General features: G+C 70.2%; 23 protein-coding genes. 11 read left to right on the top strand and 12 right to left on the bottom strand.

All coding sequences use genetic code 11. The features are described 5' to 3' along the window. Positions 1 to 103: 103 nt before the first annotated feature. Complete coding sequence (gene murB / locus IS481_RS06020) at positions 104 to 1,120, bottom strand: UDP-N-acetylmuramate dehydrogenase (RefSeq protein ID WP_104357623.1); 1,017 nt, start codon at positions 1,118 to 1,120, stop codon at positions 104 to 106. Positions 1,121 to 1,169: 49 nt separating this feature from the next. Between murB and IS481_RS06015 the strand changes: the two genes are divergently transcribed. The 8 genes from IS481_RS06015 to lspA all read left to right on the top strand — a co-directional run bounded on the left by IS481_RS06015 (position 1,170) and on the right by lspA (position 9,999). Then, positions 1,170 to 1,655 carry a YajQ family cyclic di-GMP-binding protein gene (locus IS481_RS06015; protein WP_104357622.1) on the top strand — a complete coding sequence of 162 codons (486 nt, stop codon included), beginning with the start codon at positions 1,170 to 1,172 and terminating at the stop codon, positions 1,653 to 1,655. Positions 1,656 to 1,687: 32 nt separating this feature from the next. Further along, positions 1,688 to 2,332: a retropepsin-like aspartic protease family protein gene (locus IS481_RS06010; RefSeq protein ID WP_336470026.1), complete on the top strand. Its 645-nt coding sequence runs from the start codon at positions 1,688 to 1,690 to the stop codon at positions 2,330 to 2,332. 121 nt (positions 2,333 to 2,453) lie between these two features. Then, a complete protein-coding gene (locus tag IS481_RS06005; RefSeq protein ID WP_104357621.1) occupies positions 2,454 to 3,650 on the top strand; it encodes an acyl-CoA dehydrogenase family protein in 1,197 nt (398 codons plus the stop codon). 2 nt (positions 3,651 to 3,652) lie between these two features. Beyond that, positions 3,653 to 4,795, top strand: coding sequence for an acyl-CoA dehydrogenase family protein (locus IS481_RS06000; RefSeq protein ID WP_104357620.1), 1,143 nt, complete (start codon positions 3,653 to 3,655; stop codon positions 4,793 to 4,795). Positions 4,796 to 4,878: 83 nt separating this feature from the next. Then, positions 4,879 to 5,583 (top strand): pseudouridine synthase, encoded by a 705-nt coding sequence (locus IS481_RS05995; protein ID WP_104357619.1) that lies wholly within the window; start codon positions 4,879 to 4,881, stop codon positions 5,581 to 5,583. A gap of 12 nt (positions 5,584 to 5,595) precedes the next feature. Beyond that, positions 5,596 to 6,594, top strand: coding sequence for a bifunctional riboflavin kinase/FAD synthetase (locus IS481_RS05990; RefSeq protein WP_104357618.1), 999 nt, complete (start codon positions 5,596 to 5,598; stop codon positions 6,592 to 6,594). A 91-nt stretch (positions 6,595 to 6,685) separates the two neighbouring features. Then, positions 6,686 to 9,508, top strand: coding sequence for an isoleucine--tRNA ligase (gene ileS / locus IS481_RS05985; RefSeq protein ID WP_104357617.1), 2,823 nt, complete (start codon positions 6,686 to 6,688; stop codon positions 9,506 to 9,508). Then, positions 9,508 to 9,999: a signal peptidase II gene (lspA, locus tag IS481_RS05980; RefSeq protein WP_104357616.1), complete on the top strand. Its 492-nt coding sequence runs from the start codon at positions 9,508 to 9,510 to the stop codon at positions 9,997 to 9,999. Before ileS ends, lspA begins: the two co-directional genes overlap by 1 nt. Positions 10,000 to 10,042: 43 nt before the next feature. Here the strand turns inward: lspA and IS481_RS05975 are convergent, their stop codons facing one another. Next, a complete protein-coding gene (locus tag IS481_RS05975) occupies positions 10,043 to 11,026 on the bottom strand; it encodes a quinone oxidoreductase family protein (protein WP_104357615.1) in 984 nt (327 codons plus the stop codon). Positions 11,027 to 11,187: 161 nt separating this feature from the next. On the opposite strand from IS481_RS05975, the gene IS481_RS05970 reads away from it, so the two are divergent. From IS481_RS05970 to IS481_RS05960, 3 genes are read left to right on the top strand one after another with little or no spacing between them, the layout of a single operon-like run. After that, positions 11,188 to 11,979, top strand: coding sequence for a DUF2189 domain-containing protein (locus IS481_RS05970; protein WP_104357614.1), 792 nt, complete (start codon positions 11,188 to 11,190; stop codon positions 11,977 to 11,979). Positions 11,980 to 11,988: 9 nt separating this feature from the next. Continuing rightward, positions 11,989 to 12,297 (top strand): putative signal transducing protein, encoded by a 309-nt coding sequence (locus IS481_RS05965; RefSeq protein WP_104357613.1) that lies wholly within the window; start codon positions 11,989 to 11,991, stop codon positions 12,295 to 12,297. Between the two features lie 11 nt (positions 12,298 to 12,308). After that, positions 12,309 to 13,205, top strand: a complete 897-nt coding sequence (locus IS481_RS05960) for a DMT family transporter (protein WP_104357612.1) — start codon at positions 12,309 to 12,311, stop codon at positions 13,203 to 13,205. A gap of 13 nt (positions 13,206 to 13,218) precedes the next feature. Here IS481_RS05960 and IS481_RS05955 read toward each other — a convergent pair whose 3' ends face one another. The 10 genes from IS481_RS05955 to IS481_RS05910 all read right to left on the bottom strand — a co-directional run bounded on the left by IS481_RS05955 (position 13,219) and on the right by IS481_RS05910 (position 24,123). Further along, on the bottom strand, positions 13,219 to 13,998 hold the full coding sequence (locus tag IS481_RS05955; protein ID WP_104357611.1) for an SDR family oxidoreductase: 780 nt from the start codon (positions 13,996 to 13,998) through the stop codon (positions 13,219 to 13,221). A 13-nt stretch (positions 13,999 to 14,011) separates the two neighbouring features. Further along, positions 14,012 to 14,932, bottom strand: a complete 921-nt coding sequence (locus IS481_RS05950; protein ID WP_232529474.1) for a DMT family transporter — start codon at positions 14,930 to 14,932, stop codon at positions 14,012 to 14,014. After that, positions 14,929 to 16,545, bottom strand: a complete 1,617-nt coding sequence (locus IS481_RS05945; protein ID WP_104357610.1) for a gamma-glutamyltransferase family protein — start codon at positions 16,543 to 16,545, stop codon at positions 14,929 to 14,931. The genes IS481_RS05950 and IS481_RS05945 overlap by 4 nt, the downstream gene beginning before the upstream one ends. 103 nt (positions 16,546 to 16,648) lie before the next feature. Then, positions 16,649 to 17,941, bottom strand: a complete 1,293-nt coding sequence (locus IS481_RS05940; RefSeq protein ID WP_419186818.1) for a DUF3422 family protein — start codon at positions 17,939 to 17,941, stop codon at positions 16,649 to 16,651. 135 nt (positions 17,942 to 18,076) lie between these two features. Then, on the bottom strand, positions 18,077 to 19,585 hold the full coding sequence (locus IS481_RS05935) for a tripartite tricarboxylate transporter permease (protein WP_104357609.1): 1,509 nt from the start codon (positions 19,583 to 19,585) through the stop codon (positions 18,077 to 18,079). Between the two features lie 36 nt (positions 19,586 to 19,621). Further along, a complete protein-coding gene (locus IS481_RS05930) occupies positions 19,622 to 20,083 on the bottom strand; it encodes a tripartite tricarboxylate transporter TctB family protein (RefSeq protein WP_104357608.1) in 462 nt (153 codons plus the stop codon). A 93-nt stretch (positions 20,084 to 20,176) separates the two neighbouring features. Beyond that, the gene (gene tfpB / locus IS481_RS05925; RefSeq protein WP_104357607.1) at positions 20,177 to 21,982 is read right to left on the bottom strand and encodes a type IV pilus assembly ATPase TfpB; all 1,806 of its coding nucleotides are present in this window, start codon (positions 21,980 to 21,982) and stop codon (positions 20,177 to 20,179) included. Between the two features lie 40 nt (positions 21,983 to 22,022). Continuing rightward, on the bottom strand, positions 22,023 to 22,787 hold the full coding sequence (locus tag IS481_RS05920) for a spermine/spermidine synthase domain-containing protein (RefSeq protein ID WP_104357606.1): 765 nt from the start codon (positions 22,785 to 22,787) through the stop codon (positions 22,023 to 22,025). Beyond that, positions 22,784 to 23,299: a DNA-deoxyinosine glycosylase gene (locus IS481_RS05915; protein WP_104357605.1), complete on the bottom strand. Its 516-nt coding sequence runs from the start codon at positions 23,297 to 23,299 to the stop codon at positions 22,784 to 22,786. Before IS481_RS05915 ends, IS481_RS05920 begins: the two co-directional genes overlap by 4 nt. Continuing rightward, positions 23,296 to 24,123, bottom strand: a complete 828-nt coding sequence (locus IS481_RS05910) for a TatD family hydrolase (protein ID WP_104357604.1) — start codon at positions 24,121 to 24,123, stop codon at positions 23,296 to 23,298. Before IS481_RS05910 ends, IS481_RS05915 begins: the two co-directional genes overlap by 4 nt. Positions 24,124 to 24,133 lie beyond the last annotated feature (10 nt).

Genomic DNA, 24,133 nt, shown 5'->3' with positions numbered 1-24,133 from the left:
CCACCCTCCGGCGGCGGATCGTACGGATCCCGGGGCGCGCTGGCTGTCCCTAGAACAGGGTGCCGCGGCACTTCAAATTAGGGGGATGGGCGGGCCGCGCCGCTCAGACCACCACCGGCTCCGGTTCGAGCCGGATGCCGAAGCGGCCGTAGACGCTTTCCTGGATCGCGCGCGCCAGCGTGACGACCTCGGCGCCGATCGCGCCGCCCCGGTTGACCAGCACCAGGGCCTGCTTCTCGTAGACGCCGGCCCGCCCGATGGACTTGCCCTTCCAGCCGCACGCGTCGATCAGCCAGCCCGCGGCCAGCTTGAAGCTGCCGTCGGGCATCGGGTAATGCACGATCTCCGGATCGCGGCCGATGATGTCGCGGCACTGTTCCTGCGTGACCACCGGGTTCTTGAAGAAGCTGCCGGCGTTGCCGATCACCTGCGGGTCCGGCAGCTTGTTGCGACGGATGTCACAGATCCAGTCGTGGACCTGCCGCGCGTCGGGCGCGGTGATGCCGGTCTCGGCGATCTTGCGCTCCAGGTCGAGGTAACCCAGCACCGGCTGCCACGGCTTGGGCAGGCGGAAACGCACCCGCGTGATCAGGCTCTTGCCGGCCAGCTCGTGCTTGAAGATGCTGTCGCGGTAACCGAAGCGGCACTGCGCCGCATCCAGCGTGACGCTGCGCCCGGTGACCAGGTCGACCGCATCGACCTCGTGGCAGCGGTCCTTGAGCTCCACGCCGTAGGCGCCGATGTTCTGCACCGGCGCGGCACCCACCGTGCCCGGCACCAGCGCCAGGTTCTCCAGCCCCGGCAGGCCCTGCTCCAGGGTCCAGGTGACGAACTCGTGCCAGTTCTCGCCGGCGCCGGCCTCGACGATCCAGGCGTCCTCGCGTTCCTCGACGATGCGCCGCCCTTTCACCTCCACCTTCAGCACCACCTGGCTGACGTCGCGCGTCAGCACGATGTTGCTGCCGCCACCGAGCACGAACTTCGGCGCACGGCCGAGCTCCGGATGGTCCAGCACGCGCCGGACATCCGCATCGCTCGTGATGCGCACCAGGGTCTGTGCCACTGCGGGCAGGCCGAAGGTGTTGTAGGGTTTCAGGCTGACGCCCGTCTCGATTTGCATGGCAGAATTTTCGCCGATTCCCTTTCCACCCCCCACGACCCCTCGCGTCATGCCCAGTTTCGACACCGTCCTCGAGCCCAACATGGTCGAAGTCCGCAATGCGGTCGACCAGAGCAACAAGGAGATCGGCACCCGCTTCGACTTCAAGGGCTCGGACGCGCGCGTCGAGCAGAAGGACAAGGAGCTCACGCTCTATGCGGACAGCGAGTTCCAGCTGGGTCAGGCGCGCGACGTGCTGACCGCCAAGATGACCAAGCGCCAGGTCGACGTGCGATTCCTCGACTTCGGCAAGATCGAGAAGATCGGCGGCGACAAGGTCAAGCAGGGCGTGAAGGTCAAGGCCGGCATCGAGTCCGACCTGGCCAAGAAGATCCAGAAGCTGGTCAAGGACAGCAAGCTCAAGGTGCAGGCCACGATCCAGGGCGACACGGTGCGCGTCAGCGGCAACAAGCGCGACGACCTGCAGGCGGTGATCGCCCTGCTGCGCAAGGAAGTGACGGAAGTTCCGTTGTCGTTCACCAACTTCCGCGACTGAGCACGTCCGGCAGGCATCGAGGGAGGACGGCCGTGAAGCAGGTGTGGCGCACGATGGTGGTCTCCCTCGGGGCGTTCGCCCTGCTGCCGGCCGCGGCCAGCACGGTCGCGCTGACCGGCAGCTTCGGCAACAAGGCGCTGCTGATGATCAACGGCACGCCGCGCACCGTCGCTGTCGGCGCCACCGTCGACGGCGTACGCCTGGTCAGCCTCGCCAACGGCCAGGCCGTGGTCGAGATCGACGGACAGCGCCAGACCCTGGTGCTGGGGGGCTCGCAGGTCAGCGTCGGCGGCCCGGGGCCCGCGGGCGGCTCGCGCATCGTGCTCAAGGCCGGCAGCGGCGGCCATTTCGTCACCGACGGCCAGATCAACGGCCGCACGGTGCGCTTCCTGGTCGACACCGGTGCCACCAGCGTCTCGATGTCGGTGCGCGACGCCGAGCGCCTGGGCATCGACTACCGCTCGGGCCGCCCGGTGCAGATGAACACCGCCAACGGCGTGGTGCAGGGCTACGTCGTGCTGCTGTCCTCGGTGCGCGTCGGCGACGTCGAGGTGCACAACGTGCAGGGCGTGGTCGCGCCGCGCGAGATGCCCTACATCCTGCTCGGCAACAGCTTCCTCAGCCGCTTCCAGCTGCGCCAGGAAAACGACCAGCTCACCCTGGACCGGCGCTTCTGAGCGCCCGCGGCGGCGACCCTGCCGCGATGTCGCCGCTGAGACATCCGGGGCCTGGCGTTGGTGCTACAACCGGTGGCATGCGACGGTGCGAGGCAGACCGCACCGAACCAGGAGAGCCCCGATGGACTTGAACTTCACGCCCGAGGAGCAGGCGTTCCGGGCCGAGATCCGCGCCTGGGTGCGGGAGAACCTGCCCCGCGACATCAGCTACAAGGTGCAGAACGCCCTGCGCCTGACCAAGGACGACATGCAGCGCTGGGCCAGGATCCTCGGCAAGAAGGGCTGGCACGGCTGGGCCTGGCCGAAGGAGTTCGGCGGCCCGGGCTGGAACGCCGTGCAGCGCCACCTCTTCGAGGAAGAATGCGCCCTGGCCGGCGCGCCGCGCATCATCCCCTTCGGGCCGGTGATGGTGGCGCCCGTCATCATGGCCTTCGGCACGCCCGAGCAGCAGCAGCGCTTCCTGCCCGGCATCATGAGCGGCGACGTCTGGTGGTGCCAGGGCTACTCCGAGCCGGGCTCGGGTTCCGACCTGGCGTCGCTCAAGACCCGCGCCGAGCGGCGCGGCGACCGCTACATCGTCAACGGCCAGAAGACCTGGACCACGCTCGGCCAGCATGCCGACTGGATCTTCTGCCTGGTGCGCACCTCCACCGAGGGCAAGCCGCAGACCGGCATCTCCTTCCTGCTGATCGACATGAAGTCGCCCGGCATCACGGTGCGGCCCATCATCACGATCGACGGCGAGCACGAGGTCAACGAGGTGTTCTTCGACAACGTCGAGGTGCCGGTGGAGAACCTCATCGGCGAGGAGAACAAGGGCTGGACCTACGCCAAGTACCTGCTCGCCCACGAACGCACCAACATCGCCGACGTCAACCGCGCCAAGCGCGAGCTGGAGCGCCTCAAGCGCATCGCCCGCGCCGAGCGCTCGGGCGGCCGCCCGCTGATCGACGACGTGCGCTTCCGCGACCAGGTCGCGCAGCTGGAGGTCGACATCGTCGCGCTGGAGATGATGGTGCTGCGCGTGCTGTCGGCCGAGCGCGGCGGCAAGAAGGCGCTGGACGTCGCGGGGCTGCTGAAGATCCGCGGCTCGGAGATCCAGCAGCGCTACACCGAGCTGATGATGCAGGCCTGCGGCCCCTACGCCCTGCCCTTCATCTTCGAGGCCATGGAGGCCGGCTGGCAGGGCGACTACGTCGGCGCGATGCACTGCGCGCCGGTGGCCGGCACCTACTTCAACTACCGCAAGACCACCATCTACGGCGGCAGCAACGAAGTGCAGCGCAACATCATCGCGCAGATGACCCTGGGAGTCTGAGCATGGATTTCGATTTCACCGAGGAACAGGAGCAGCTGCGCGACGCCGTGCGCAAGTGGGTGGCACGCAGCTATGCCTTCGAGCGCCGACGTGCCATCGTCAAGGCGGGCGGCTTCTCGCGCGAGGCCTGGGGCGAGATGGCCGAACTGGGCCTGATGGGCCTGGCGATCCCCGAGGCGCACGGCGGCATGGGCTTCGGCCCGGTCGAGGCGATGGTGGTGATGGAGGAGCTGGGCCGCGGCATCGTGGTCGAGCCGTACGCGGCAGTGGCGCTGGTCGCCGCCGGCGTGCTGGCGCGCCACGCCCCCGAGGCGGTCCGCCAGCAATGGCTGCCGAGGATCGCCGCCGGCGAGGCGCTGGTCGTGCTGGCCCACCAGGAACGCGAGGCGCGCTACATGCTGCGCCACGTGACCGCCACCGCACGGCAGGACGGCGGCCAGTGGCGCGTCAGCGGCGCCAAGAGCATCGTGCCGGTGGGTGACCAGGCCGACGCGTACGTCGTGCCGGCGCGCGTCTCGGGCCAGGTCGACGACGCGCGCGGCATCGCACTGCTGCTGGTCGAGCGCGGCGCGGCGGGCGTGACGACGCGCGGCTACCCGACCCAGGACGGCGGGCGCGCCGCCGAGGTGCGCTTCGAGGAGGCGCCGGCGACGCTGCTGGTCGGCCCCGAGGACGGCCACTTCGCGCTGGAGGAAGCCGTCGACGTCGCGATCGCCGCCGGCTGCGCCGAAGCGGTCGGCGCGATGGAGCAGCTGTTCGCGGTGACGGTGGACTACCTCAACACCCGCAAGCAGTTCGGCGTGCCGATCGGCACCTTCCAGGCGCTGCGCCATCGCGTCGCCGACATGAAGATGCAGCTCGAGCTGGGCCGCTCGATGAGCTACTTCGCGACCCTCAAGCTGGGCGACGACCCGGCGCAGCGCCGCCGCGCCGTCTCGCAGGCCAAGGTGCAGCTGGGGCAGTCGATGCGCTACGTCGGCCAGCAGGCGATCCAGCTGCACGGCGGCATCGGCATCACCGACGAGTACGTCGCCGGCCACTATTTCAAGCGGCTGACCTGCCTGGAGCTGAGCTTCGGCGACACGCTGCACCACCTCGGCGAGGTCTCGGCACGCATGCAGGACACCGCCGGCGTGTTCGCCTGAGCGGCACGCACGGGGTGTAGACTGCTGCCCTCCCGGGCCGCCTGCGGGCGGCCCTTTGCGTTTGCCGTCCCTCCCCTGCCGCGATGCGCCTGGCCCAGCTGCTGTTCTCGCAAGGTTTCGGCACCCGTCGCGAATGCGAGGGGCTGATCCTCGCCGGCCGCGTCGCGATCGGCGGTGCGGTCCATGCCGACCCGGACCACGAGGTCGATCCCGGCGGCCTGGTGTTCAGCGTCGACGGCCAGGACTGGCCCTACCACGAGCGCGCCTGCCTCGTGATGCACAAGCCGGCCGGTTACGAGTGCTCGCAGAAGCCCTCGGCCTGGCCCAGCGTCTACACGCTGCTGCCCGCACCGCTGCGCCGGCGCGGCGTGCAGGCCGTCGGCCGGCTCGACCAGGACACCACCGGGCTGCTGGTCCTGACCGACGACGGCCCCCTGATCCACCGCCTGACCTCGCCGAAGAAGCATGTCGCCAAGGTCTACGAGGTGACCACCGCCGACCCGGTGACGCCCGCGCAGGTCGAACGGCTGCTCGCGGGCGTGGTGCTGCGCGACGACCCCGCGCCGGTGCGCGCGGCGGCCTGCGAGGCCACCGATGCCCACGGCCTGCGGCTGACGCTCACCGAAGGCAAGTACCACCAGGTCAAGCGCATGGTGGCCGCCGTCGGCAACCGGGTGGTCGCGCTGCACCGCAGCCGTTTCGGCGCGCTGGAGCTGCCGCCCGACCTGGCGCCCGGCCAATGGCGCTGGCTGGACGGGCCGCAAGACATCCTCGGGCCGGCACCCTGATAATCCGCTCCCATGCATGTCTTTCGCGGCTTTCACCATGCTGCTCTGGCCCCGGCCTGCGCCCTGACCATCGGCAACTTCGACGGCGTCCACCGCGGGCACCAGGCCATGCTGGCGCTGCTCAAGAGCGAAGCCCAGCACCGCGGCCTGCCCAGCTGCGTGCTGACCTTCGAGCCCCACCCGCGCGACTTCTTCGCCCGGCAGTCCGGCAAGCCGGAACTGGGGCCGCCGCGCATCGCGACGCTGCGCGACAAGCTCACCGAGCTGGAACGCTGCGGCATCGACCAGGTCGTCGTGCTGCGCTTCGACCAGCGGCTGTCGCGCCTGTCGCCCGAGGAATTCATCCAGCAGGTGCTGGTCGACGGCCTGGGGGCGAAATACATCCTGGTCGGCGACGATTTCCGCTTCGGGGCGCGCCGCGCCGGCGACTACGCGATGCTGGACGCCGCCGGCGGGCAGCTCGGCTTCGACGTGGCGCGCATGAACAGCTACGAGGTGCACGGGCTGCGCGTGTCCAGCTCCGCGGTGCGCGAGGCGCTCGCGCGCGGCGACATGGAAGCCGCGGCCGGCCTGCTGGGCCGCCCCTACAGCATCAGCGGCCACATCGTCCACGGCCGCAAGCTGGGGCGCCAGCTCGGATTCCGCACGCTGAACCTGCGCTTCCGGCACCGCCGGGCGGCTGCGACCGGCATCTTCGTCGTGCGGGTGCACGGGCTGATCCCCGAGCCGCTGCCCGGCGTGGCCAGCCTCGGGCTGCGCCCCACGGTCGAGGAGACCGACCGCATCCTGCTGGAGGTCAACTGCCTGGAGTGGCCGGCCGAACTGGGGGCCGAAGGGGGCTACGGTAAAATCGTGCGCGTGGAACTGCTGCACAAACTGCGCGACGAAGTCCGATTCGAAGGGCTGGACGCCCTGACGGCGGCGATCCGTCAGGACGCGGCCGACGCACGCGCCTACTTCGCGTCGCTGCACCAGCAAACGCGCCGCCAGACCACGCGCGACCGAATTTGACGCCCGCTCGACTGCCGCGAGACCGGGCCGCGTCTCATCACCCTGGCGGTCTGCCCTACCCCACATGGCACGCCCGGCGTGCCCCGAGACCATGAGCGACACCCCCGACTATCGATCGACCCTGAACCTGCCCGACACACCCTTCCCGATGCGCGGGGACCTGCCCAAGCGCGAGCCGAAGTGGGTCAAGGAATGGGAAGACAAGGGCATCTACCGGAAGCTGCGCGAGGCGCGCTGCGGCTGCCCGAAGTTCGTGCTGCACGACGGCCCGCCCTATGCCAACGGCAAGCTGCACATCGGGCACGCGGTCAACAAGGTGCTCAAGGACATGATCGTCAAGGCGCGGCAGCTGGCCGGCTATGACGCGATCTACGTGCCGGGCTGGGACTGCCACGGCCTGCCGATCGAGAACCAGATCGAGAAGACCTACGGCCGCGGCCTGTCGCGCGACGAGGTGCAGGCCAAGAGCCGCGCCTACGCGACCGAGCAGATCGCCCAGCAGATGGTCGATTTCAAGCGCCTGGGCGTGCTGGGCGACTGGGAGCGTCCCTACCGCACGATGGACTTCGGCAACGAGGCCAACGAGATCCGAGCCCTCAAGCGCATCATGGAGCGCGGCTTCGTCTACCGCGGCCTCAAGCCGGTCTACTGGTGCTTCGACTGCGGCTCGTCGCTGGCCGAGTTCGAGATCGAATACAACGACAAGAAGTCGCTGACGCTGGACGTGGGCTTCCTGTGCGCCGAGCCGGAGAAGCTGGCTGCCGCCTTCGGCCTGCCGAAGCTGGAGAAGGATGCCTTCGCCGTCATCTGGACCACGACGCCGTGGACGCTGCCGGCCAACCAGGCGCTCAACCTCAACCCCGAGCTGGAATACGCGCTGGTCGACACCGAGCGCGGCCTGCTGCTGCTGGCGCAGGCGCTGGTCGAGAAGTGCCTGGAGCGCTACGGCCTGCAGGGCCGCGTGGTGGCCACCACCAAGGGCGCGGCGCTGGACCGCATCCAGTTCCGTCATCCGCTGGCGCACGTGCACCCGGGCTATGACCGCCTCTCGCCGGTCTACCTGGCGGACTACGCCACCGCCGAGGACGGCACCGGCATCGTGCACTCCGCGCCGGCCTACGGCGTGGACGACTTCAACTCCTGCGTCGCGCACGGGCTGAAGTACGAGGACATCCTCAACCCCGTGCAGGGCAACGGCGTCTACGCCGACGACCTGCCGCTGTTCGGCGGCCAGAACATCTGGAAGGCCGGCCCGCAGATCATCGAGACCATGCGCGAGGCCGGGCGCCTGTTCGCCTCCTCCAGCCTCGTGCACAGCTACCCGCACTGCTGGCGCCACAAGACGCCGGTGATCTACCGCGCCGCCGCGCAGTGGTTCGTGCGCATGGACGAGGGCGAGGGCGTGTTCACCAAGGACAAGGCCCCGCGCACGCTGCGCCAGATGGCGCTGGACGCCATCGAGCAGACCAGCTTCTACCCCGAGAACGGCAAGGCGCGCCTGCGCGACATGATCGCCGGGCGGCCCGACTGGTGCATCTCGCGCCAGCGCAACTGGGGCGTGCCGCTGCCCTTCTTCCTGCACAAGGTGACGGGCGAGCTGCACCCGGACACCATGGCGCTGATGGACCGCGCCGCCGACCTGGTCGAACAGGGCGGCATCGAGGCCTGGTCCAAGCTCGACCCGCGCGAGTGGCTGGGCGACGAGGCTGACCACTACGTCAAGAGCAACGACATCCTGGACGTGTGGTTCGACTCGGGCACGACCCACTTCCACGTGCTCAAGCACAGCCATGCCGACCAGTCGACCTGGCCGGCGGACCTGTACCTGGAAGGCCACGACCAGCACCGCGGCTGGTTCCACTCCTCGCTGCTGACCGCCTGCGCGATGTACGACCGCGCGCCGTACAAGGGCCTGCTCACGCACGGCTTCACGGTCGACGGCCAGGGCCGCAAGATGAGCAAGTCGCTCGGCAACACGGTGGTGCCGCAGGAGGTGAGCGACAAGCTGGGCGCCGAGATCGTGCGCCTGTGGGTGGCGAGCACCGACTACTCCGGCGACCTGGCGATCGACGACAAGATCCTGGCGCGCGTGGTCGATGCCTACCGCCGCATCCGCAACACGCTGCGCTTCCTGCTCGCCAACACCAGCGACTTCGACCCGCAGAAGGACATGGTGCCGCAGGAGCAGCTGTTCGAGATCGACCGCTACGCGCTGACCCGTGCGGCGGCGCTGCAGGCCGAGATCCTGGCGCACTACGAGGTCTACGAGTTCCACCCGGTGGTCGCCAAGCTGCAGGTGTACTGCTCGGAAGACCTGGGCGCGTTCTACCTCGACGTGCTGAAGGACCGCCTCTACACCACGGCGCCCAAGTCGCTGGCGCGCCGCTCGGCGCAGACGGCGCTGTGGCAGATCACGCACGCGATGCTGCGCTGGATGGCACCGTTCCTCAGCTTCACCGCCGAGGAAGCCTGGAAGGTGTTCGCCCCGGGCCAGTCGGAATCGATCTTCATCGAGACCTTCTGGCAGTTCGCCGAGCGCGACGAGGCGCTGCAGGCCAAGTGGACGCGCCTGCTGGAAATCCGCGACGCGGTCAACAAGGAGATCGAGGCGGTGCGCGCCGAAGGCAAGGTCGGCCCCTCGCTGCAGGCCAACCTGACCATCGCCGCGCCCGAGGCCGATCGCCGCATCCTCGAGAGCCTGGGCAGCGACCTGAAGTTCGTCTTCATCACCTCGGCCGTCGAGGTGGTGCCCGGTGACGAGCTGAAGATCACCGTCAGCCCGGCCACCGCGCCCAAGTGCGAGCGCTGCTGGCACTACCGCGACGACGTCGGCCACGACGCGGCGCACCCGACGCTGTGCGGCCGTTGCACCAGCAACCTGTACGGCGACGGCGAAGACCGGAAGGCGGCCTGATGGCGGGCGGCAAGGGGGCAGCCAGCGTCTGGCCCTGGCTGGGGATCGCGCTGGTCGTGATCCTGCTGGACCAGTTCACCAAGACGCTGATCCTCGGCTACTACACGCCGGGGCAGGGCACGCCGGTCACGTCGTTCTTCAACATCGTGCGGGTGCACAACACCGGCGCGGCGTTCTCGTTCCTCGCCGGCGCCTCCGGCTGGCAGCGCTGGTTCTTCATCGGGCTGGGCCTGGCCGCGGCGGCGTTCATCGTCTTCATGCTGCGCCGCCACGGCCACCAGCGCCTGTTCGCCTGGGCGCTGGCGCTGATCCTGGGCGGCGCGCTGGGCAACGTGATCGACCGCGCCCTGCACGGCTACGTGGTCGACTTCCTCGACTTCCACTGGGGTGGCCGGCACTTCCCGGCCTTCAACATCGCCGACAGCGCGATCACCGTCGGCGCGGCCCTGCTGATCCTGGACGAGCTGCTGCGCGTGCGGCGCAGCCGCTGAACCGCGCCCCGGCGCGGGCGACGCCGGGACGCATGCGCGCCCGTCAGGGCAGCAGCACGCTGGAGCCGATGGTCTGGCGCGCTTCCAGGTCGATGTGCGCCTGGGCGACGTCCTTGAGCGCGTAGCGGCGCTCGACGCGGATCTTCACCTGGCCGCTGGTGACCATGCCGAACAGGTCGTCGGCCATGGCCTGGGTCGCCTCGCGGCTGCTGATGTGCGAGAACAGCGTCGGCCGCGTCACGTACAGCGACCCCTTGGCCGCGAGCGTGCCGAGCGCCACCGGCGGCACCGGGCCCGAGGCGTTGCCGTAGCTGACCATCAGGCCGAACGGCTGCAGGCAGTCAAGCGAGCCGTCCCAGGTGTCCTTGCCGACCGAGTCGTACACCACCTTCACGCCGCGCCCGCCGGTGATCTCCTTGACCCGCTCGACGAAGTTCTCGCGGCGGTAGTTGATCGCGTGCGCCGCGCCATGCTCCAGCGCCAGCCGGCACTTGTCGTCGGAGCCGGCGGTGGCGATCAGCTCCAGCCCCATCGCGCGCGCCCACTGGCAGGCGATCAGGCCCACGCCGCCGGCTGCGGCGTGGAACAGGACATGGTCGCCGGGCTGCAGGCCGCCCTGCGGCTGGGTCTTGCGCAGCAGGTACTGCACGGTCAGGCCCTTGAGCATCATCGCCGCGCCCTCCTCGAAGCTGATCGCATCGGGCAGCTGCACGACGCACTTGGCCGGCATCACGCGCACCTCGCTGTAGGCGCCGGGCGGCTGGCTGGCGTAGGCGGCGCGGTCGCCGGGCTTCAGGTGCGTGACGCCCTCGCCCACCGCCTCGACCACGCCGGCGGCCTCCATGCCGAGGGTCAGCGGCAGCGGCAGCGCGTACAGGCCGCTGCGCTGGTAGACGTCGATGAAGTTGAGGCCGCAGGCATGGTGGCGGATGCGGATCTCGCCCGGGCCGGGATCGCCGACGGCGACCTCGGCGAGCTCCATCACCTCGGGCCCGCCGTTGCGGCGGATCTGGACGGCAAGTGGCATGGCAGTCTCCTTCTCCTGGGTTCGGTAGGTCAAACAGGCGACACCATACGACGACACGGAAAAACCTGCAGTCCGCCGCCCCTCTTGATCTGCGGCAAGGCGGGAATGCGCGTTCTCCCGCGTACGCCGGCGGCGCGATTGGTCCTACGCTGCGACGCACGATGGATGCCCAGCCCGATCCGCCCGTGGGGCCGCCGGCGCCCTCCCCGTCGGCCTTCGAGCTCCCGCTGCAGCGCCTGGCGCCGGCCGACCCGCTGCGCTGGCTGGCGCGCGGCTGGCGCGACTTCCTCCGCTGCCCCGGCATCGGCCTGTTCTACGGCACCTGCTTCGCCGGCATGGGCTGGGCGCTGCTGCTGGTGTTCCGCCACGCCCCGGCCTGGACCCTGGCGCTGAGCGCCGGCTTCCTGCTGGTCGGCCCGTTCCTGTGCCTCGGGCTGTACGAGGCCAGCCGCGTGCTCGAGCGCGGCGAGCACCCCGACCTCGGCAGCTCGCTGCTCGCCTGGGAGCACAGCATCGGCACCATGGCCATCTTCGGCGGGGTGCTGCTGATCCTGGAGATGCTGTGGGGCCGCGCCTCGCTGATCGTGTTCGCGGTCAGCTTCGAGGGCATGCCGGACTTCCAGGGCTCGATCCGCCAGCTGCTGGCGGCCGAGCACCTCGAGTTCCTGGTCGCCTATGTCGCGGTGGGCAGCCTGTTCGCGGGGCTGATCTTCGCGGTCAGCGTGGTGGCCATCCCGATGATCCTGGACCGCCAGGTCGACGCGATCACCGCCGCGCTGACCAGCCTGCGGCTGGTGCTGACCCAGCCGTTCGTGATGCTGTGCTGGGGCGCGCTGATCACGGCGCTGGTGGTGCTGGCGATGCTGCCCTGGTTCCTCGGCCTGCTGGTGGTCGGCCCGGTGCTCGGGCACGCCTCGTGGCATGCCTACCGCACCGCGGTGCCGGCGCAGTAGCATGGCCGCATGCGCAAGCTCACGCAGGCCCCCAACCTCGCCATCGCCACCGTCTGGGCCGACTGCCTGAACCGCGCCGGCATCGAGGCCAGCGTGCAGCGCCTCTATGCCAGCGGCATCGCCGGCGAGATCCCGCCCGACCAGAGCCTGCCCGAGGTCTGGATCGCCGACGACGGACAGCTGGATGCCGCACGCGCCCTGCTGCACGAGCTGCAGCACCCGCGCGAACGGCGCCGGGTCTGCCAAGCTTGCAACGAGCTGATCGAAGGCCCCTTCGAGCAGTGCTGGAATTGCGGCGCTAACATGCCGGGCCTTTGAGGCCCGCACGCATGACCCGCATCGACGCCCGCACCGCCCTGCTGCTCACCCTGCCGCCCCTGCTGTGGGCGGGTAACGCCGTGATCGGGCGCATGATGGTCGGCACGGTGGCGCCGCTGACGCTGAACTTCCTGCGCTGGGTGCTGGCCGCGCTGATCCTGCTGCCGCTGGGCTGGCGCGTGCTGCGCCCCGGCAGCCCGCTGTGGTCGCGCTGGCGGCGCTTCGCGCTGCTGGGCCTGTACGGCATTGGCTGCTACAACTCGCTGCAGTACCTCGCGCTGCAGACCTCCACCCCGATCAACGTGACGCTGATCGCCGCCAGCATGCCGGTGTGGATGATCGCGATCGGCGTGCTGCTGTACCGCGAGCGCCCGAACGCGAGGCAGCTGCTCGGGGCGGCGCTGTCGCTGGCGGGCGTGCTGTTCGTGATCTCGCACGGCAGCTGGGACACGCTGCTGCAGGTGCGGCTGGTCGCGGGCGACCTCTACATGCTGCTCGCGGTGCTGCTGTGGGGGCTGTACAGCTGGATGCTCGCGCGCCCGAGCGACGCCTCGGCGCAGGAGTGGCACTGGTCCGAGTTCCTGCTCGGGCAGCTGGTGTTCGGCATCCTGTGGTCGGGCTTGGCGACCGGGGTGGAGTCGCAGCTGCGCGACATCTCGTTCGAGCTGGGCTGGCCGGTGGTCGGCACGCTGCTGTACGTCTCGATCGCCGCCTCGCTGGTGGCCTACCGCTGCTGGGGCGTGGGCGTGGCGCGCGTCGGCCCGGCGGTGGCGGCCTTCTTCAGCAACCTGATGCCGGTGTTCGCGGCGGTGCTGTCGGCCGCGCTGCTCGGCGAAGCCCCGGCGTGGTACCACGCGGTGGCCTTCGCGCTGATCGTCGCCGGCATCGTCGTCTCGTCGCGGCGCTGAGGCCGCGGCGGCCTCAGAACGTGCCCGGGTAGGCGCCGCCGTCGATCAGCCAGTTCTGGCCGGTGATGTAGCCGGCCTGCGCCGAGCACAGGAAGGCGCAGGCGGCGCCGAACTCGTCGGGGGTGCCCAGCCGGCCGGCCGGGATGGTCTTCAGGCGCGCCTGCGCGGCCACCTCGGTCGTGACGCCCTGCTGCTTCGCGGAGGCCTCCAGCGTCTTGCGCAGGCGGTCGGTGTCGAACGCGCCGGGCAGCAGGTTGTTGATCGTCACGTTGTGCTGCACGGTCTTGCGCGCCAGGCCGGCGACGAAGCCGGTCAGCCCCGAGCGCGCCCCGTTGGACAGGCCCAGCACGTCGATCGGCGCCTTCACCGCCCCGGAGGTGATGTTGACGATGCGCCCGAAGCGGCGCGCGATCATGCCGTCCACCGTGACCTTGATCAGCTCGATGGGCGTGAGCATGTTGGCGTCCAGCGCACGGATCCAGTCCTCGCGCGACCACTCGCGGAAATCGCCGGGCGGCGGGCCGCCGGCGTTGTTGACCAGGATGTCCACCTGCGGGCAGGCCGCCAGCGCCGCCGCCCGTCCGGCTTCGGTGGTGATGTCGCCGACCACCGTGCGCACCTCGGCCGTGCCCAGCGCGCGCAGTTCGGCGGCGGCGGCTTCCAGCGCCTCGGCGCCGCGCGCGGTCATCACCACGTTGACGCCCTCCTGCACCAGCGCCCGCGCACAGCCCTTGCCCAGACCCTTGCTCGAGGCGCACACCAGGGCCCAGCGCCCCTTGATCCCGAGATCCATATGCAGCTTCCCTTCAGTTCTTCCACCTGGCCAGCAACCAGATGCCGGCCAGCACCAGCACCGTGCCGACCGCGATGCCCGGCGTGAACGGCTCGCCCAGGATGAACACGCCCAGGATCAGCGTGGACAGCGGGCCGATCATGCCGCTTTGCGCGGCCATGGTCGCGCCGATGCGCTCGATCGCGAGCATCACCATCAGCACCGGCGCCACGGTGCACACCGTCGCGTTGAGCACCGACAGCCAGATCACCTCGGGCGCGACCAGCGCGGCCGACAGCGGCCGCATCAGCAGGAACTGCCCGATGCACAGCACGCAGGCCACCAGGCTCGCCCAGCCGACCAGCCGCAGCGAACCCAGGCGCTGCACCAGCTCGCCGCTGTAGACCAGGTAGATCGCGTACGACAGCGCGCTGGCGAACACCAGCACGCCGCCCAGCACCACGTGCGGGCCCTGGAAGTCGATCTCCTGGCCGAACACCAGCAGCACGCCGGAATAGCTCACGCCGATGGCCACCAGCTGGCGCCAGCTGACCTTCTTCCTGAACAGCAGCAGGCTCAGCCCCAGCACCAGGGTCGGGTTGAGGTAGAGGATCAGCCGCTCGAGGCTGGCGCTGATGTACTGCAGGCCGAGGAAGTCGAGGAAGCTGGCGAGGTAGTAGCCGCTGATGCCCAGCCCGACGATGCCCGCCCAGTCGCGCCGGCTCATCGGCGCCTTGCCGCGTCCGGACCACCAGGCGATCAGCGCGAACAACGGCAGCGCGAACAGCATGCGGTACATGATCAGCGTGATCGCGTCGACGCCGTAGCGGTAGGCCAGCTTGACGATGATCGCCTTGCCGGAGAACGCCACCGAGCCCAGCAGGGCCAGGATCAGCCCGCCGGCCAGCGGCTGGCCCGCCTGCGCCGGTACGGAAGAAGATGCCGAGCTGCTCAAAATCCCACCGCCTGTCCGTCACGCCGCGGATCGCTCGCGGCCACATAGCCTTCCCTGCCCGGGTCGCCCAGCCGCCAGATGAACTGGCCGGCGCCGAAGTCCTGGTAAGGGTCCTGGATCAGCGCCAGGCGATGCCCGCGCTCAGCCAGCGCCTGCACCACCGCGGGGTCCATCGACGCCTCGACATTGAGCTCGAGCCCGCCGTTGTAGCGCCAGCGCGGCGCGTCGCAGGCGGCCTGAGGGTTCTGGTGGAAGTCCAGCATGCGCACCAGCGTCTGCACGTGGCCCTGCGGCTGCATGTGTGCGCCCATCACGCCGAAGCTCATCATCGGCTGGCCGTCGCGGGTCAGGAAGGCCGGGATGATGGTGTGGAACGGCCGCTTGCCCGGCGCCACCACGTTGGGGTGCTTCGGGTCGAGCGAGAAGCCGTGGCCGCGGTTCTGCAGCGACAGGCCGTAGCCCGGCACCACGCAGCCCGAGCCGAAGCCGGCGAAGTTGCTCTGGATGAAGCTGACCATCATGCCCCGCTCGTCGGCCGCGGTCAGGTAGATCGTGCCGCCGGTGGCCGGGTTGCCGGCCTGGAAGTCCTGCGCCCGCCTCGGGTCGATCAGCCGCGCACGCCGCGCCAGGTACGCGTCGTCGAGCATCTGCGCCGGCGTGACCTCCATGCTGGACGGATCGGACACGTAGCGGTAGACGTCGGCGAAGGCCAGCTTCATGGCCTCGATCTGCAGGTGCTGCGCGTCGGCGCTGTCCACCGGCAGCGCCGACAGGTCGAACTGCCCGAGGATGCCCAGCGCGATCAGTGCCGCGATGCCCTGCCCGTTGGGCGGGATCTCGTGCAGCGTGTAGCCGCGGTAGCTCTTGCCGATCGGCTCGACCCACTCGGGCTGGTAGGCCGCGAAGTCGGCCGCGGTGATCGCGCCGCCGTGCTCCCGCGCGAAGCGCTCGGTGGCCTGCGCGACCTCGCCGCGGTAGAAGGCCTCGCCGCGCGTCTGGCCGATCAGCCGCAGCGTGCGCGCCGCAGCCGGGAACTGCCACCACTCGCCCACGCGCGGCGCGCGCCCGTGCGGCAGGAAGGCGTCGGCGAAGCCGGGCAGGTCGCGCAGCTCGTCCACGGCGGCCGCCCACTTGTGCGCCACCACCGGCGGCACCGCATAGCCGCGCTCGGCCGCTTCGATCGCCGGCTCCATCAGGTCGGCGAACGGCAGCTTGCCGAAGCGTTCGCTCAGCGCCACCCAGGCGCCCACCGCGCCCGGCACCGTCACCGCGTCCCAGCCGCGCTTCGGCGGCGCCTTCGCGCCGTCGCCGTACTTGCGGCGGAAGTAGTCCAGCGTCCAGGCCTGCGGCGCGCGCCCCGAGGCGTTGAGGCCGTGCAGCCTGTGGCCGTCCCAGAGGATGCAGAAGGCGTCGCTGCCCAGCCCGTTGCTGACCGGCTCGTAGACCGTCATCGCCGCGGCCGCGGCGATCGCGGCGTCCACCGCGTTGCCGCCCTTGAGCAGCATGCGCAGGCCCGCCGTCGCGGCGGCCGGGTGGGAAGTGGCTACAACGTTGCGCGCGAACAGCGGCAGGCGCTTCGACGCGTACGGGAAGTCGTACTGGAAGTGGTTCATGGCTGGCAGGTGCGGCGCGGCCCATGGTACGCGAGGCGGCACGCCCGCGCTGGCTGGAGATTATCCGGGCACCGCGCCTGCCGTGCAGGCCCGCGGCCGCGGCTCAGTGCCTGGCGTCGGCCACGCCGTGCGCCATGCGGTGCAGCTTGCGCAGGCCCGACCACACCGCCAGCGCGATGACCGGGATGGCCGCGGCCACCACCAGCTCGGGCGACAGCGGCAGCCAGCCGGCTTCCTTGCCGCCCTTGGCGAGGTAGCCGACCAGGCCCGCGCCGTAGTACGTGATCGCGGCCACCGACAGTCCCTCGACCGCGCTTTGCAGGCGCAGCTGCACCGCCTGGCGGCGGTTCATCGCGTCCAGCAGCTCCTTGCTGCTTTGCTGCTGCTCGATCTCGACGCGGGTGCGCAGCAGGTTGCTGGTGCGCGAGATGCGCTCGGACAGCTGCTGCTGGCGCCGCGCCGCCCAGGCGCAGGTCTGCATCGCCGGGCCGAGCCGCCGGTCCATGAACTCGCCGATGGTCTGCAGGCCGGCCAGGCGATGCTCGTGCAGTTCCTCGATGCGCCGCTGCACCAGCTCGAAGTACGCGGCGCTGGCGGAAAAGCGCGCATGGGTACTGGCGTACAGGCTCTCGACACGGCCCGCCAGCTGCGTCAGCTGGCGCAGCAGCTCGGGCTCGCGGTCCTGTTCGGCGCTGCGGATCTGGCCGGCGATGTGGGCCAGGTCGCGCTCGGCGTCGGCCAGCGTCGCGGTCACCTCGCGCGCGACGGGCAGCCCCAGCAGCGCCATCATGCGGTAGGTCTCCACCTCCAGCAGGCGCTGCACGGTGCGCCCGAGGCGGCGCGGCTGCATGCTGGGCGCGACCACCACGACGCGCCCGAAACCGTCGCCGTGCAGGCGGAAGTCGGTGTAGACCTCGGCCTGCCCGTCCATCACGATGGCACCCACCAGGCTGGTCTCGTCCAGCGCGCCGCGCACCAGCGGGTCGCTGCCGTCCTCGCGCGAGGCCGCGACCAGCACGTGCAGGCCCACCAGCCACTGGCCCGGCACCTGGGCCAGCCAGTCCTGCGGCACCTCGGAGACCGCGGCCGGCTCGAAGCTGGTCGGGTCCTGCGGCAGCTGGCGCCAGAAGGTGTAGGTCTGGAACTCGGTGTGCTGCTCCCAGCGCAGCCACAGCCCGCCCAGGTCGACGCTCAGGTGGCCCGCGTCGCTGGCCGGCAGCGGCAGGTGCCGCGAACGCAGCAGCGCATGCAGGTGCTCGCGGCTGTCGCGCTCGCCGGGCGGTGTCAGCAGCGCCAGGTGCGACAGCGCCAGCGGCGCCTGCAGGCGCTCGTAGGGACGGGCATGGACTTCGTTGTGCAGCCGTTCGCGCAAGGGATGCGGGCGGGGCATCGACATCGAGACTTCTCCTCCGTGCGGGCGATGGTAGCCGCGCCCGTCGCACGGATCGTGCCGTCCGCCACGCGTGGCCGCAAGCGCCAGCAAAAAGGGCCGCACGTGGCGGCCCTTGCAGGTGGTGCGGCAGGATGCCGCTTACTCGGCGTCCTGGAAGGCTTCTTCGCGCTTGCGACGCAGGTTCGGCAAGGCCATGATCACCAGCATCAGCACCGCCATGCCCAGCAGCGTGGCCGACAGCGGGCGGGTGACGAAGTCGCCCCAGTTGCCGCGCGACAGCAGCAGCGCGCGACGCAGGTTCTCTTCCATCATCGGGCCCAGGATGAAGCCCAGCAGCAGCGGCGCCGGCTCGCACTTGAGCTTGTAGAACACGTAGCCGAGCAGGCCGAACAGCACGGACAGGTACACGTCGAAGTTGTTGTTGTTCAGCGTGTACAGGCCGATGCAGCAGAACAGCAGGATGGCCGGGAACAGGAAGCGGTACGGCACGGTCAGCAGGCGGATCCAGATGCCGATCAGCGGCAGGTTCAGGATCACCAGCATCAGGTTGCCGATCCACATCGAGGTGATCAGGCCCCAGAACAGTTCCGGATTGCTCGACATCACCTGCGGGCCGGGCTGGATGCCCTTGATGGTCATGGCACCGACCATCAGCGCCATCACCGCGTTGGGCGGGATGCCCAGCGTCAGCATCGGGATGAACGAGGTCTGTGCGCCGGCGTTGTTGGCCGACTCGGGACCGGCCACGCCCTGGATCGCGCCCTTGCCGAACTTCTCCGGCGTCGGCGAGAGCTTCTTCTCCAGCGTGTAGGAGGCGAACGAGGCCAGCAGCGAGCCACCGCCCGGCAGCACGCCCAGCAGCGAACCCAGCACCGTGCCGCGCAGCACCGCAGGGGCAGATTCCTTGAAGTCCTCCTTGGACGGCCACAGGCCCTTCACGTCCTTGGTGAACACCTCGCGCTGCTCGGCCGGCTGGCCCAGGTTGGCGATGATCTCGCCGAAGCCGAACAGGCCCATCGCGATCACGACGAAGTTGATGCCGTCGCTCAGCTCGGGGACGTCGAACGAGAAGCGCGGCACGCCGGAGATCACGTCGGTGTTGATCTGGCCCAGCAGCAGGCCCAGGATGATCATCGCGACCGCCTTGATCAGCGAACCCGAGGCCAGCACCACGGCGCCGATCAGGCCCAGCACCATCAGCGAGAAGTACTCGGCCGGGCCGAACTTGAAGGCCAGCTCGGTCAGCGGCGGCGCGAAGGCGGCGATGATGATCGTGCCCACGCAGCCGGCAAAGAACGAACCCAGCGCGGAGACGGCGAGCGCCGGACCCGCGCGGCCCTGGCGGGCCATCTGGTAGCCGTCCAGCGCGGTCACCACCGAGGCGGCTTCACCAGGCACGTTGATCAGGATGGCGGTGGTCGAGCCGCCGTACTGCGAGCCGTAGTAGATGCCGGCCAGCATGATCAGCGCCGGAGTAGCGTCCAGCGCGTAGATCGACGGCAGCAGCATGGCGATCGTGGCCGTCGGGCCGAGGCCCGGCAGCACCCCCACCAGCGTGCCCAGCAGGCAGCCCATGAAGGCGTAGATCAGGTTGGTCAGCGTGAGCGTGGTCTCGAAGCCCAGCGCCAGGTTTTGCAGAAGATCCATCTGACTGCTCTTCTAGTTGGAGGATTGACCAGCGCGTCACTGGAGGAAACTGGGCCACACGGGGATCACGAGATCCAGGCCGCGGACGAACGCCATGTAGGAGCCGAGCGTCAGCACCACGCTGAGGATCGCGACGTCCAGCCACCGGATGCGTCCTGCGGCGGCCGAGGCCATCGTGATCAGGACCGGGATCGTGATGACCATGCCCGCGCGCGGCAGCAGGAAGCCGAACACGCCGACCGCGCCCAGGATGATGAGCAGGGGGCGCCAGGCGATGTCACCGATCGGCTCGCCGTCCTCGGTCTCGATGGTCAGTGCCTCGAAGGTGATGACCGCGCCGATGATGGCCAGGATGATCCCCAGCCCGAACGGGAAGTACCCGGGACCGGGTCGGGCCGACGACCCGAAGGAGTAGTTCGTGGCGCCCCAGGCGAACGCCAGACCCACGACGATGAAAGCGAGGCCTGCGACGAAGTCCCGCTGACTCTTGATCTTCATGCGAGTAGTCTCCTCAAGTTCGGGGGGATTCTAGGGACGCCCCTCGGGCCCGAGGGTGTGGATTACACGTAGCTGACAGTCGCGCCGACGCGCTCAGGTGTCCCACGCCGGCGTGGCGCGCAGCACCTCCTCCAGCGTGGTCACGCCTTCGGCCACCTTCATCGCGCCGGCCAGGCGCAGCGGGCGCATGCCGTCCTGGGTGGCCTGGTGGCGCAGCCGCGACAGGTCGGGCGCCGGCGTGATCAGCGCCTTGAGGGCTTCCGAGACGGTCAGCAGCTCGTACAGGCCGGTGCGGCCGCGAAAGCCCGTCATGCGGCATTCGATGCACCCCACCGGCTTGTACGGACGGAAGCTGCCGGTCATGCGCCACGGGCGGATGGCCTCGTCCAGCATCTCGCGCTTGAACTCCTCGTCGGGCTGCTTGCAATGGGGGCACAGCGTGCGCACCAGCCGCTGGGCCAGCACGCCCAGCACCGTGGCATTGATCAGGTAGGACGGCACGCCCAGGTCCTGCAGCCGGGTGATCGCCGAGGCCGCGTCGTTGGTGTGCAGAGTCGTGAACACCAGGTGACCGGTCAGCGCGGCCTGGATGGCCATCTCGGCGGTTTCCAGGTCGCGCACCTCGCCGACCATGATGATGTCCGGGTCCTGGCGCATCAGCGCGCGCAGGCCGTTGGCGAAGTTCAGGTCGAGCTGCGGCTGCACCTGGGTCTGGTTGAACGCCGGCTCGATCATCTCGATTGGGTCCTCGATCGTGCAGACGTTGACCTCGTCGGTGGCCAGGCGCTTGAGCGTCGAGTAGAGCGTGGTGGTCTTGCCCGAGCCGGTCGGGCCGGTCACGAGGATCACGCCGTGCGGCTGCGCGACCAGCTGCTCCCAGCGCTGCGCGTCGTGCGCCGCGAAGCCGAGCGCCTCGAGCGACTTGACCGAGGACTGCGGGTCGAAGATGCGCATCACCAGCTTCTCGCCGAAGGCGGTCGGCAGGGTCGACAGGCGCATCTCGACCTCCTCGCCGGCCGGGTTGCGCGTCTTGATGCGCCCGTCCAGCGGCCGGCGCTTCTCGACCACGTCCATGCGGCCGAGCAGCTTGACGCGGCTGATCATCGCCGCCATCACCGACAGCGGCAGCTGGTAGACGGTGTGCAGCACGCCGTCGATGCGGAAGCGGATCGCCCCCGTCTCGCGGCGCGGCTCGAGGTGGATGTCCGAGGCACGCTGGTCGAAGGCGTACTGCCACAGCCAGTCGACCACCTGCACCACGCCGGCGTCGTTGGCGTCCAGCTGCTTGCTCTTGCCGAGCTCCACCAGCTGCTCGAAGTTGGCCGGGCCGCTGACCTCGCCGCTCTTCTGCGCGGCGCGCACCGACTTGGCGAGCGTGTAGAACTCGGTGGTGTAGCGCTGCAGCTCGTTGGGGCTGATCACCACCAGCCGGATCTTGCGGCGCGTGTGGCTCTCGATCTCGGCCACCCAGTCGGTGTCGAACGGCTCGCAGGTGGCGATGGTGATCTCGTGGGTGCCGATCTGCACCGGCAGCGCGCGGCGCCGCTCGGCATAGCTGATCGACATCACGTCGGCAATGCGCGCGACGTTGACCTTCAGCGGGTCGATGCGCAGGTACTCGAGCCCGGCACGGCCGGCCAGCCATTCGGTCAGCGCCTCCAGGTCCAGTGCTTTGCCGGTCACCGCGTGCTGCACGCCGACGTGGGCCAGGCGCACCAGCGGGTGCTGCACGCTGTCGGCCGACAGGCGCTGGCCGATGCGCTGCGCTTCGGCGGGCGCGACGATGCCGTCCTCGCGCAGCCAGTCCACCAGCACGCGCCAGTCCAGCCGCCCCCGAAAGGCGGGCGCGGCGGCGGTGCGGCGCGGGGAAGCAGGAGATGCGGCCGTCTTGGTGCTCATCGGATGGTCCCTGCGGCGTTGCCCTCGGATGCCGGACGGCTCAGGCCGCCAGCGGCTTGATCATGCGCACCCACTTGCGTGCCGGCAAGCGGAAGCGAGCCTCGATGTTATCCGCCCGCGCCAGCAGCGTGTCGCGGTCAACCGGCAGGGCGGCCTTGGTGCCGAGCACGACGGTATTGCCCTCCTTGGTGGGCGTGACCGTCCACAGCGCCTGCGGCCCGAACGAGCGCGCCATGCGGCGCACGCTGCGCTCGAAGCTGGCGTCGCGCCCGAACAGGTTGACGCTCATCACGCCGCCGGGCGCCAGCACGCGGTGGCAGGCCGCATAGAAGTCTGCGTCGTCCAGCACCGGGCTGGCGGCCTCGTGGTCGTACAGGTCCACGCACAGCACGTCGGCCGTCGCCTCGTGGCGCGGGTCCTCCACCCAGGTGGCGGCGTCCTGGCGCACCACGCGCAGCAGCTCGTCGTCCTCGGACAGGTGGAACCAGCCGCGGCACACCGCGATGACTTCGGGGTTCAGCTCGACCGCGGTGGTGCGCATCTTCAGCTGCCGGTGGCAGAACTTGGTGATGGCCGCCGCGCCGAGGCCGAGCTGCACGGCGTGCCCCTGCGTGACCTCGTCCTCGGGCCGCAGCAGCATCCAGGCCATCATGCGGCGCACGTATTCGAGCTCGATCTCGTAGGGCTTGCGCAGGCGCATCGCGCCCTGCACCCAGGGCGTGCCCAGGTGCAGGTAGCGCACGCCCCCCGCTTCGGACACGGTGACCGGCGCCATGTCCTGGGTCTTTCGTTTCGTCGCTTTCATAGAAGATCGTGTCGGGCGAACACCTCGCGCCAGGCGGCGAGCTTGCGCTCGAAGCTCCACGAGGCGTTCGCCGGGCTGGTCGAAGGCAGCCGGTAGACCGCCAGGCCCAGCGCGCGGGTGATGCGCATCGAGCGTGCCGATTCGCCGCCGTTGTGCGCGAAGGCCTGCAGCAGCGGCAGGCGCGCGCCCAGTCCGGCGAGGTCGTTCGGTTCGGCCTCCTCGATGGCGCTGTCCAGGCTGCCCTCGCGCCGGCAGCTGGCGTAGACGTCCCAGATGCCCAGGCCGCGCTCGCGCACCACGTCGAGCCGCGCGACATAGGGCATGCGCACCAGGTCCACGCCCCACAGCGCCGAGAGGATGGGCCAGAAGTGGTTGCGCGGGTGCGCGTAGTACTGCTGCGCCTGCAGCGAGGCCACGCTGGGGAAGCTGCCCAGCACCACCAGGCGGGTGCGGGGCGCGATCACCGGCGCAAGGCCCTGGAGCCGGTCGCGGGTCGTGCGTGGCGTCGTCATGCGTCGTCGGCGTCCGTCACGGCGAGCAGGCGCGGCAGCACCGCGCCCGCATTGTCACGGGTGCGCGCGGCCAGCTCGTCCACCGGCAGGCCGCGCAGCGCGGCCAGCACCCCGGCGATGCGCGGCAGCTCGGCCGGTTCGTTGCGGCTGCGTGCCCCGGCGGCGCGCTGCTCGGCGGTCTTGTACAGCCACTGCGGCGGGATGTCCGGCGCATCGGTCTCGGTCACGATCGCCTCGACAGGCACCTGCTGCGCGAGCCGGCGGATCTGCAGCGCGCGCTCGAAGGTCAGCGCACCGCCGAAGCCGAGCCTGAAGCCCCGCTCGACGAAGCGGGTGGCCTGCTGCAGGCTGCCGTTGAAGGCGTGCGCGATGCCGCCGGGCACCTCGATGCGGCGCAGGTGCTTCAGGACCGCATCCACCGCGCGGCGGCTGTGCAGCAGCACCGGCAGGCCGTAATGCCGCGCGAGCTTGAGCTGCCCGGTGTAGAGGTCTTCCTGGCGCTGGCGGTCCAGCCCCTCGACGAAGAAGTCCAGCCCGATCTCGCCGACCGCGACCAGGCGCGGATCGTCCCGGTGGACCTGCAGCGCCTGCTGCAGGCGCTCCAGCGCGTCGTCGGGCTCGCTGCCTGAGAGCAGCGGGTGGATGCCCAGCGCATAGGTCAGCCGGTAGCGGTGCGCCAGCTCGCGCACCGCATCGAAGTCGACCGTGCCGATGGCAGGAATGACCATCTGCGCCACCCCGGCCGCCCGGGCGCGCCCGACCACCGCCGGCAGGTCGGCGGCGAACTCGGGGGCGTCGAGGTGGACGTGGGTGTCGATCCACATGGGAAGGTCA

The organism is Caldimonas thermodepolymerans, from assembly GCF_015476235.1.
GTDB lineage: Bacteria > Pseudomonadota > Gammaproteobacteria > Burkholderiales > Burkholderiaceae_C > Caldimonas > Caldimonas thermodepolymerans.
Note: the sequence above shows the minus strand (reverse complement) of the source record. Positions and strands in the feature narration are given on the sequence as shown.

Bases quoted from the DNA above. Each gene is read 5' to 3' on its own strand.
- IS481_RS05940 (WP_419186818.1), bottom strand. From the start codon at position 17,941: ATGTCGATGCCCCGCCCGCATCCCTTGCGCGAACGGCTGCACAACGAA.
- IS481_RS05945 (WP_104357610.1), bottom strand. From the start codon at position 16,545: ATGAACCACTTCCAGTACGACTTCCCGTACGCGTCGAAGCGCCTGCCG.
- IS481_RS05930 (WP_104357608.1), bottom strand. From the start codon at position 20,083: ATGAAGATCAAGAGTCAGCGGGACTTCGTCGCAGGCCTCGCTTTCATC.
- IS481_RS05920 (WP_104357606.1), bottom strand. From the start codon at position 22,787: ATGAAAGCGACGAAACGAAAGACCCAGGACATGGCGCCGGTCACCGTG.
- IS481_RS05990 (WP_104357618.1), top strand. From the start codon at position 5,596: ATGCATGTCTTTCGCGGCTTTCACCATGCTGCTCTGGCCCCGGCCTGC.
- lspA (WP_104357616.1), top strand. From the start codon at position 9,508: ATGGCGGGCGGCAAGGGGGCAGCCAGCGTCTGGCCCTGGCTGGGGATC.
- IS481_RS05970 (WP_104357614.1), top strand. From the start codon at position 11,188: ATGGATGCCCAGCCCGATCCGCCCGTGGGGCCGCCGGCGCCCTCCCCG.
- IS481_RS05965 (WP_104357613.1), top strand. From the start codon at position 11,989: ATGCGCAAGCTCACGCAGGCCCCCAACCTCGCCATCGCCACCGTCTGG.
- IS481_RS05955 (WP_104357611.1), bottom strand. From the start codon at position 13,998: ATGGATCTCGGGATCAAGGGGCGCTGGGCCCTGGTGTGCGCCTCGAGC.
- IS481_RS05910 (WP_104357604.1), bottom strand. From the start codon at position 24,123: ATGTGGATCGACACCCACGTCCACCTCGACGCCCCCGAGTTCGCCGCC.
- IS481_RS05995 (WP_104357619.1), top strand. From the start codon at position 4,879: ATGCGCCTGGCCCAGCTGCTGTTCTCGCAAGGTTTCGGCACCCGTCGC.
- IS481_RS06005 (WP_104357621.1), top strand. From the start codon at position 2,454: ATGGACTTGAACTTCACGCCCGAGGAGCAGGCGTTCCGGGCCGAGATC.
- IS481_RS06000 (WP_104357620.1), top strand. From the start codon at position 3,653: ATGGATTTCGATTTCACCGAGGAACAGGAGCAGCTGCGCGACGCCGTG.
- IS481_RS05915 (WP_104357605.1), bottom strand. From the start codon at position 23,299: ATGACGACGCCACGCACGACCCGCGACCGGCTCCAGGGCCTTGCGCCG.
- IS481_RS06015 (WP_104357622.1), top strand. From the start codon at position 1,170: ATGCCCAGTTTCGACACCGTCCTCGAGCCCAACATGGTCGAAGTCCGC.
- IS481_RS05935 (WP_104357609.1), bottom strand. From the start codon at position 19,585: ATGGATCTTCTGCAAAACCTGGCGCTGGGCTTCGAGACCACGCTCACG.
- IS481_RS05975 (WP_104357615.1), bottom strand. From the start codon at position 11,026: ATGCCACTTGCCGTCCAGATCCGCCGCAACGGCGGGCCCGAGGTGATG.
- IS481_RS05960 (WP_104357612.1), top strand. From the start codon at position 12,309: ATGACCCGCATCGACGCCCGCACCGCCCTGCTGCTCACCCTGCCGCCC.
- murB (WP_104357623.1), bottom strand. From the start codon at position 1,120: ATGCAAATCGAGACGGGCGTCAGCCTGAAACCCTACAACACCTTCGGC.
- ileS (WP_104357617.1), top strand. From the start codon at position 6,686: ATGAGCGACACCCCCGACTATCGATCGACCCTGAACCTGCCCGACACA.
- tfpB (WP_104357607.1), bottom strand. From the start codon at position 21,982: ATGAGCACCAAGACGGCCGCATCTCCTGCTTCCCCGCGCCGCACCGCC.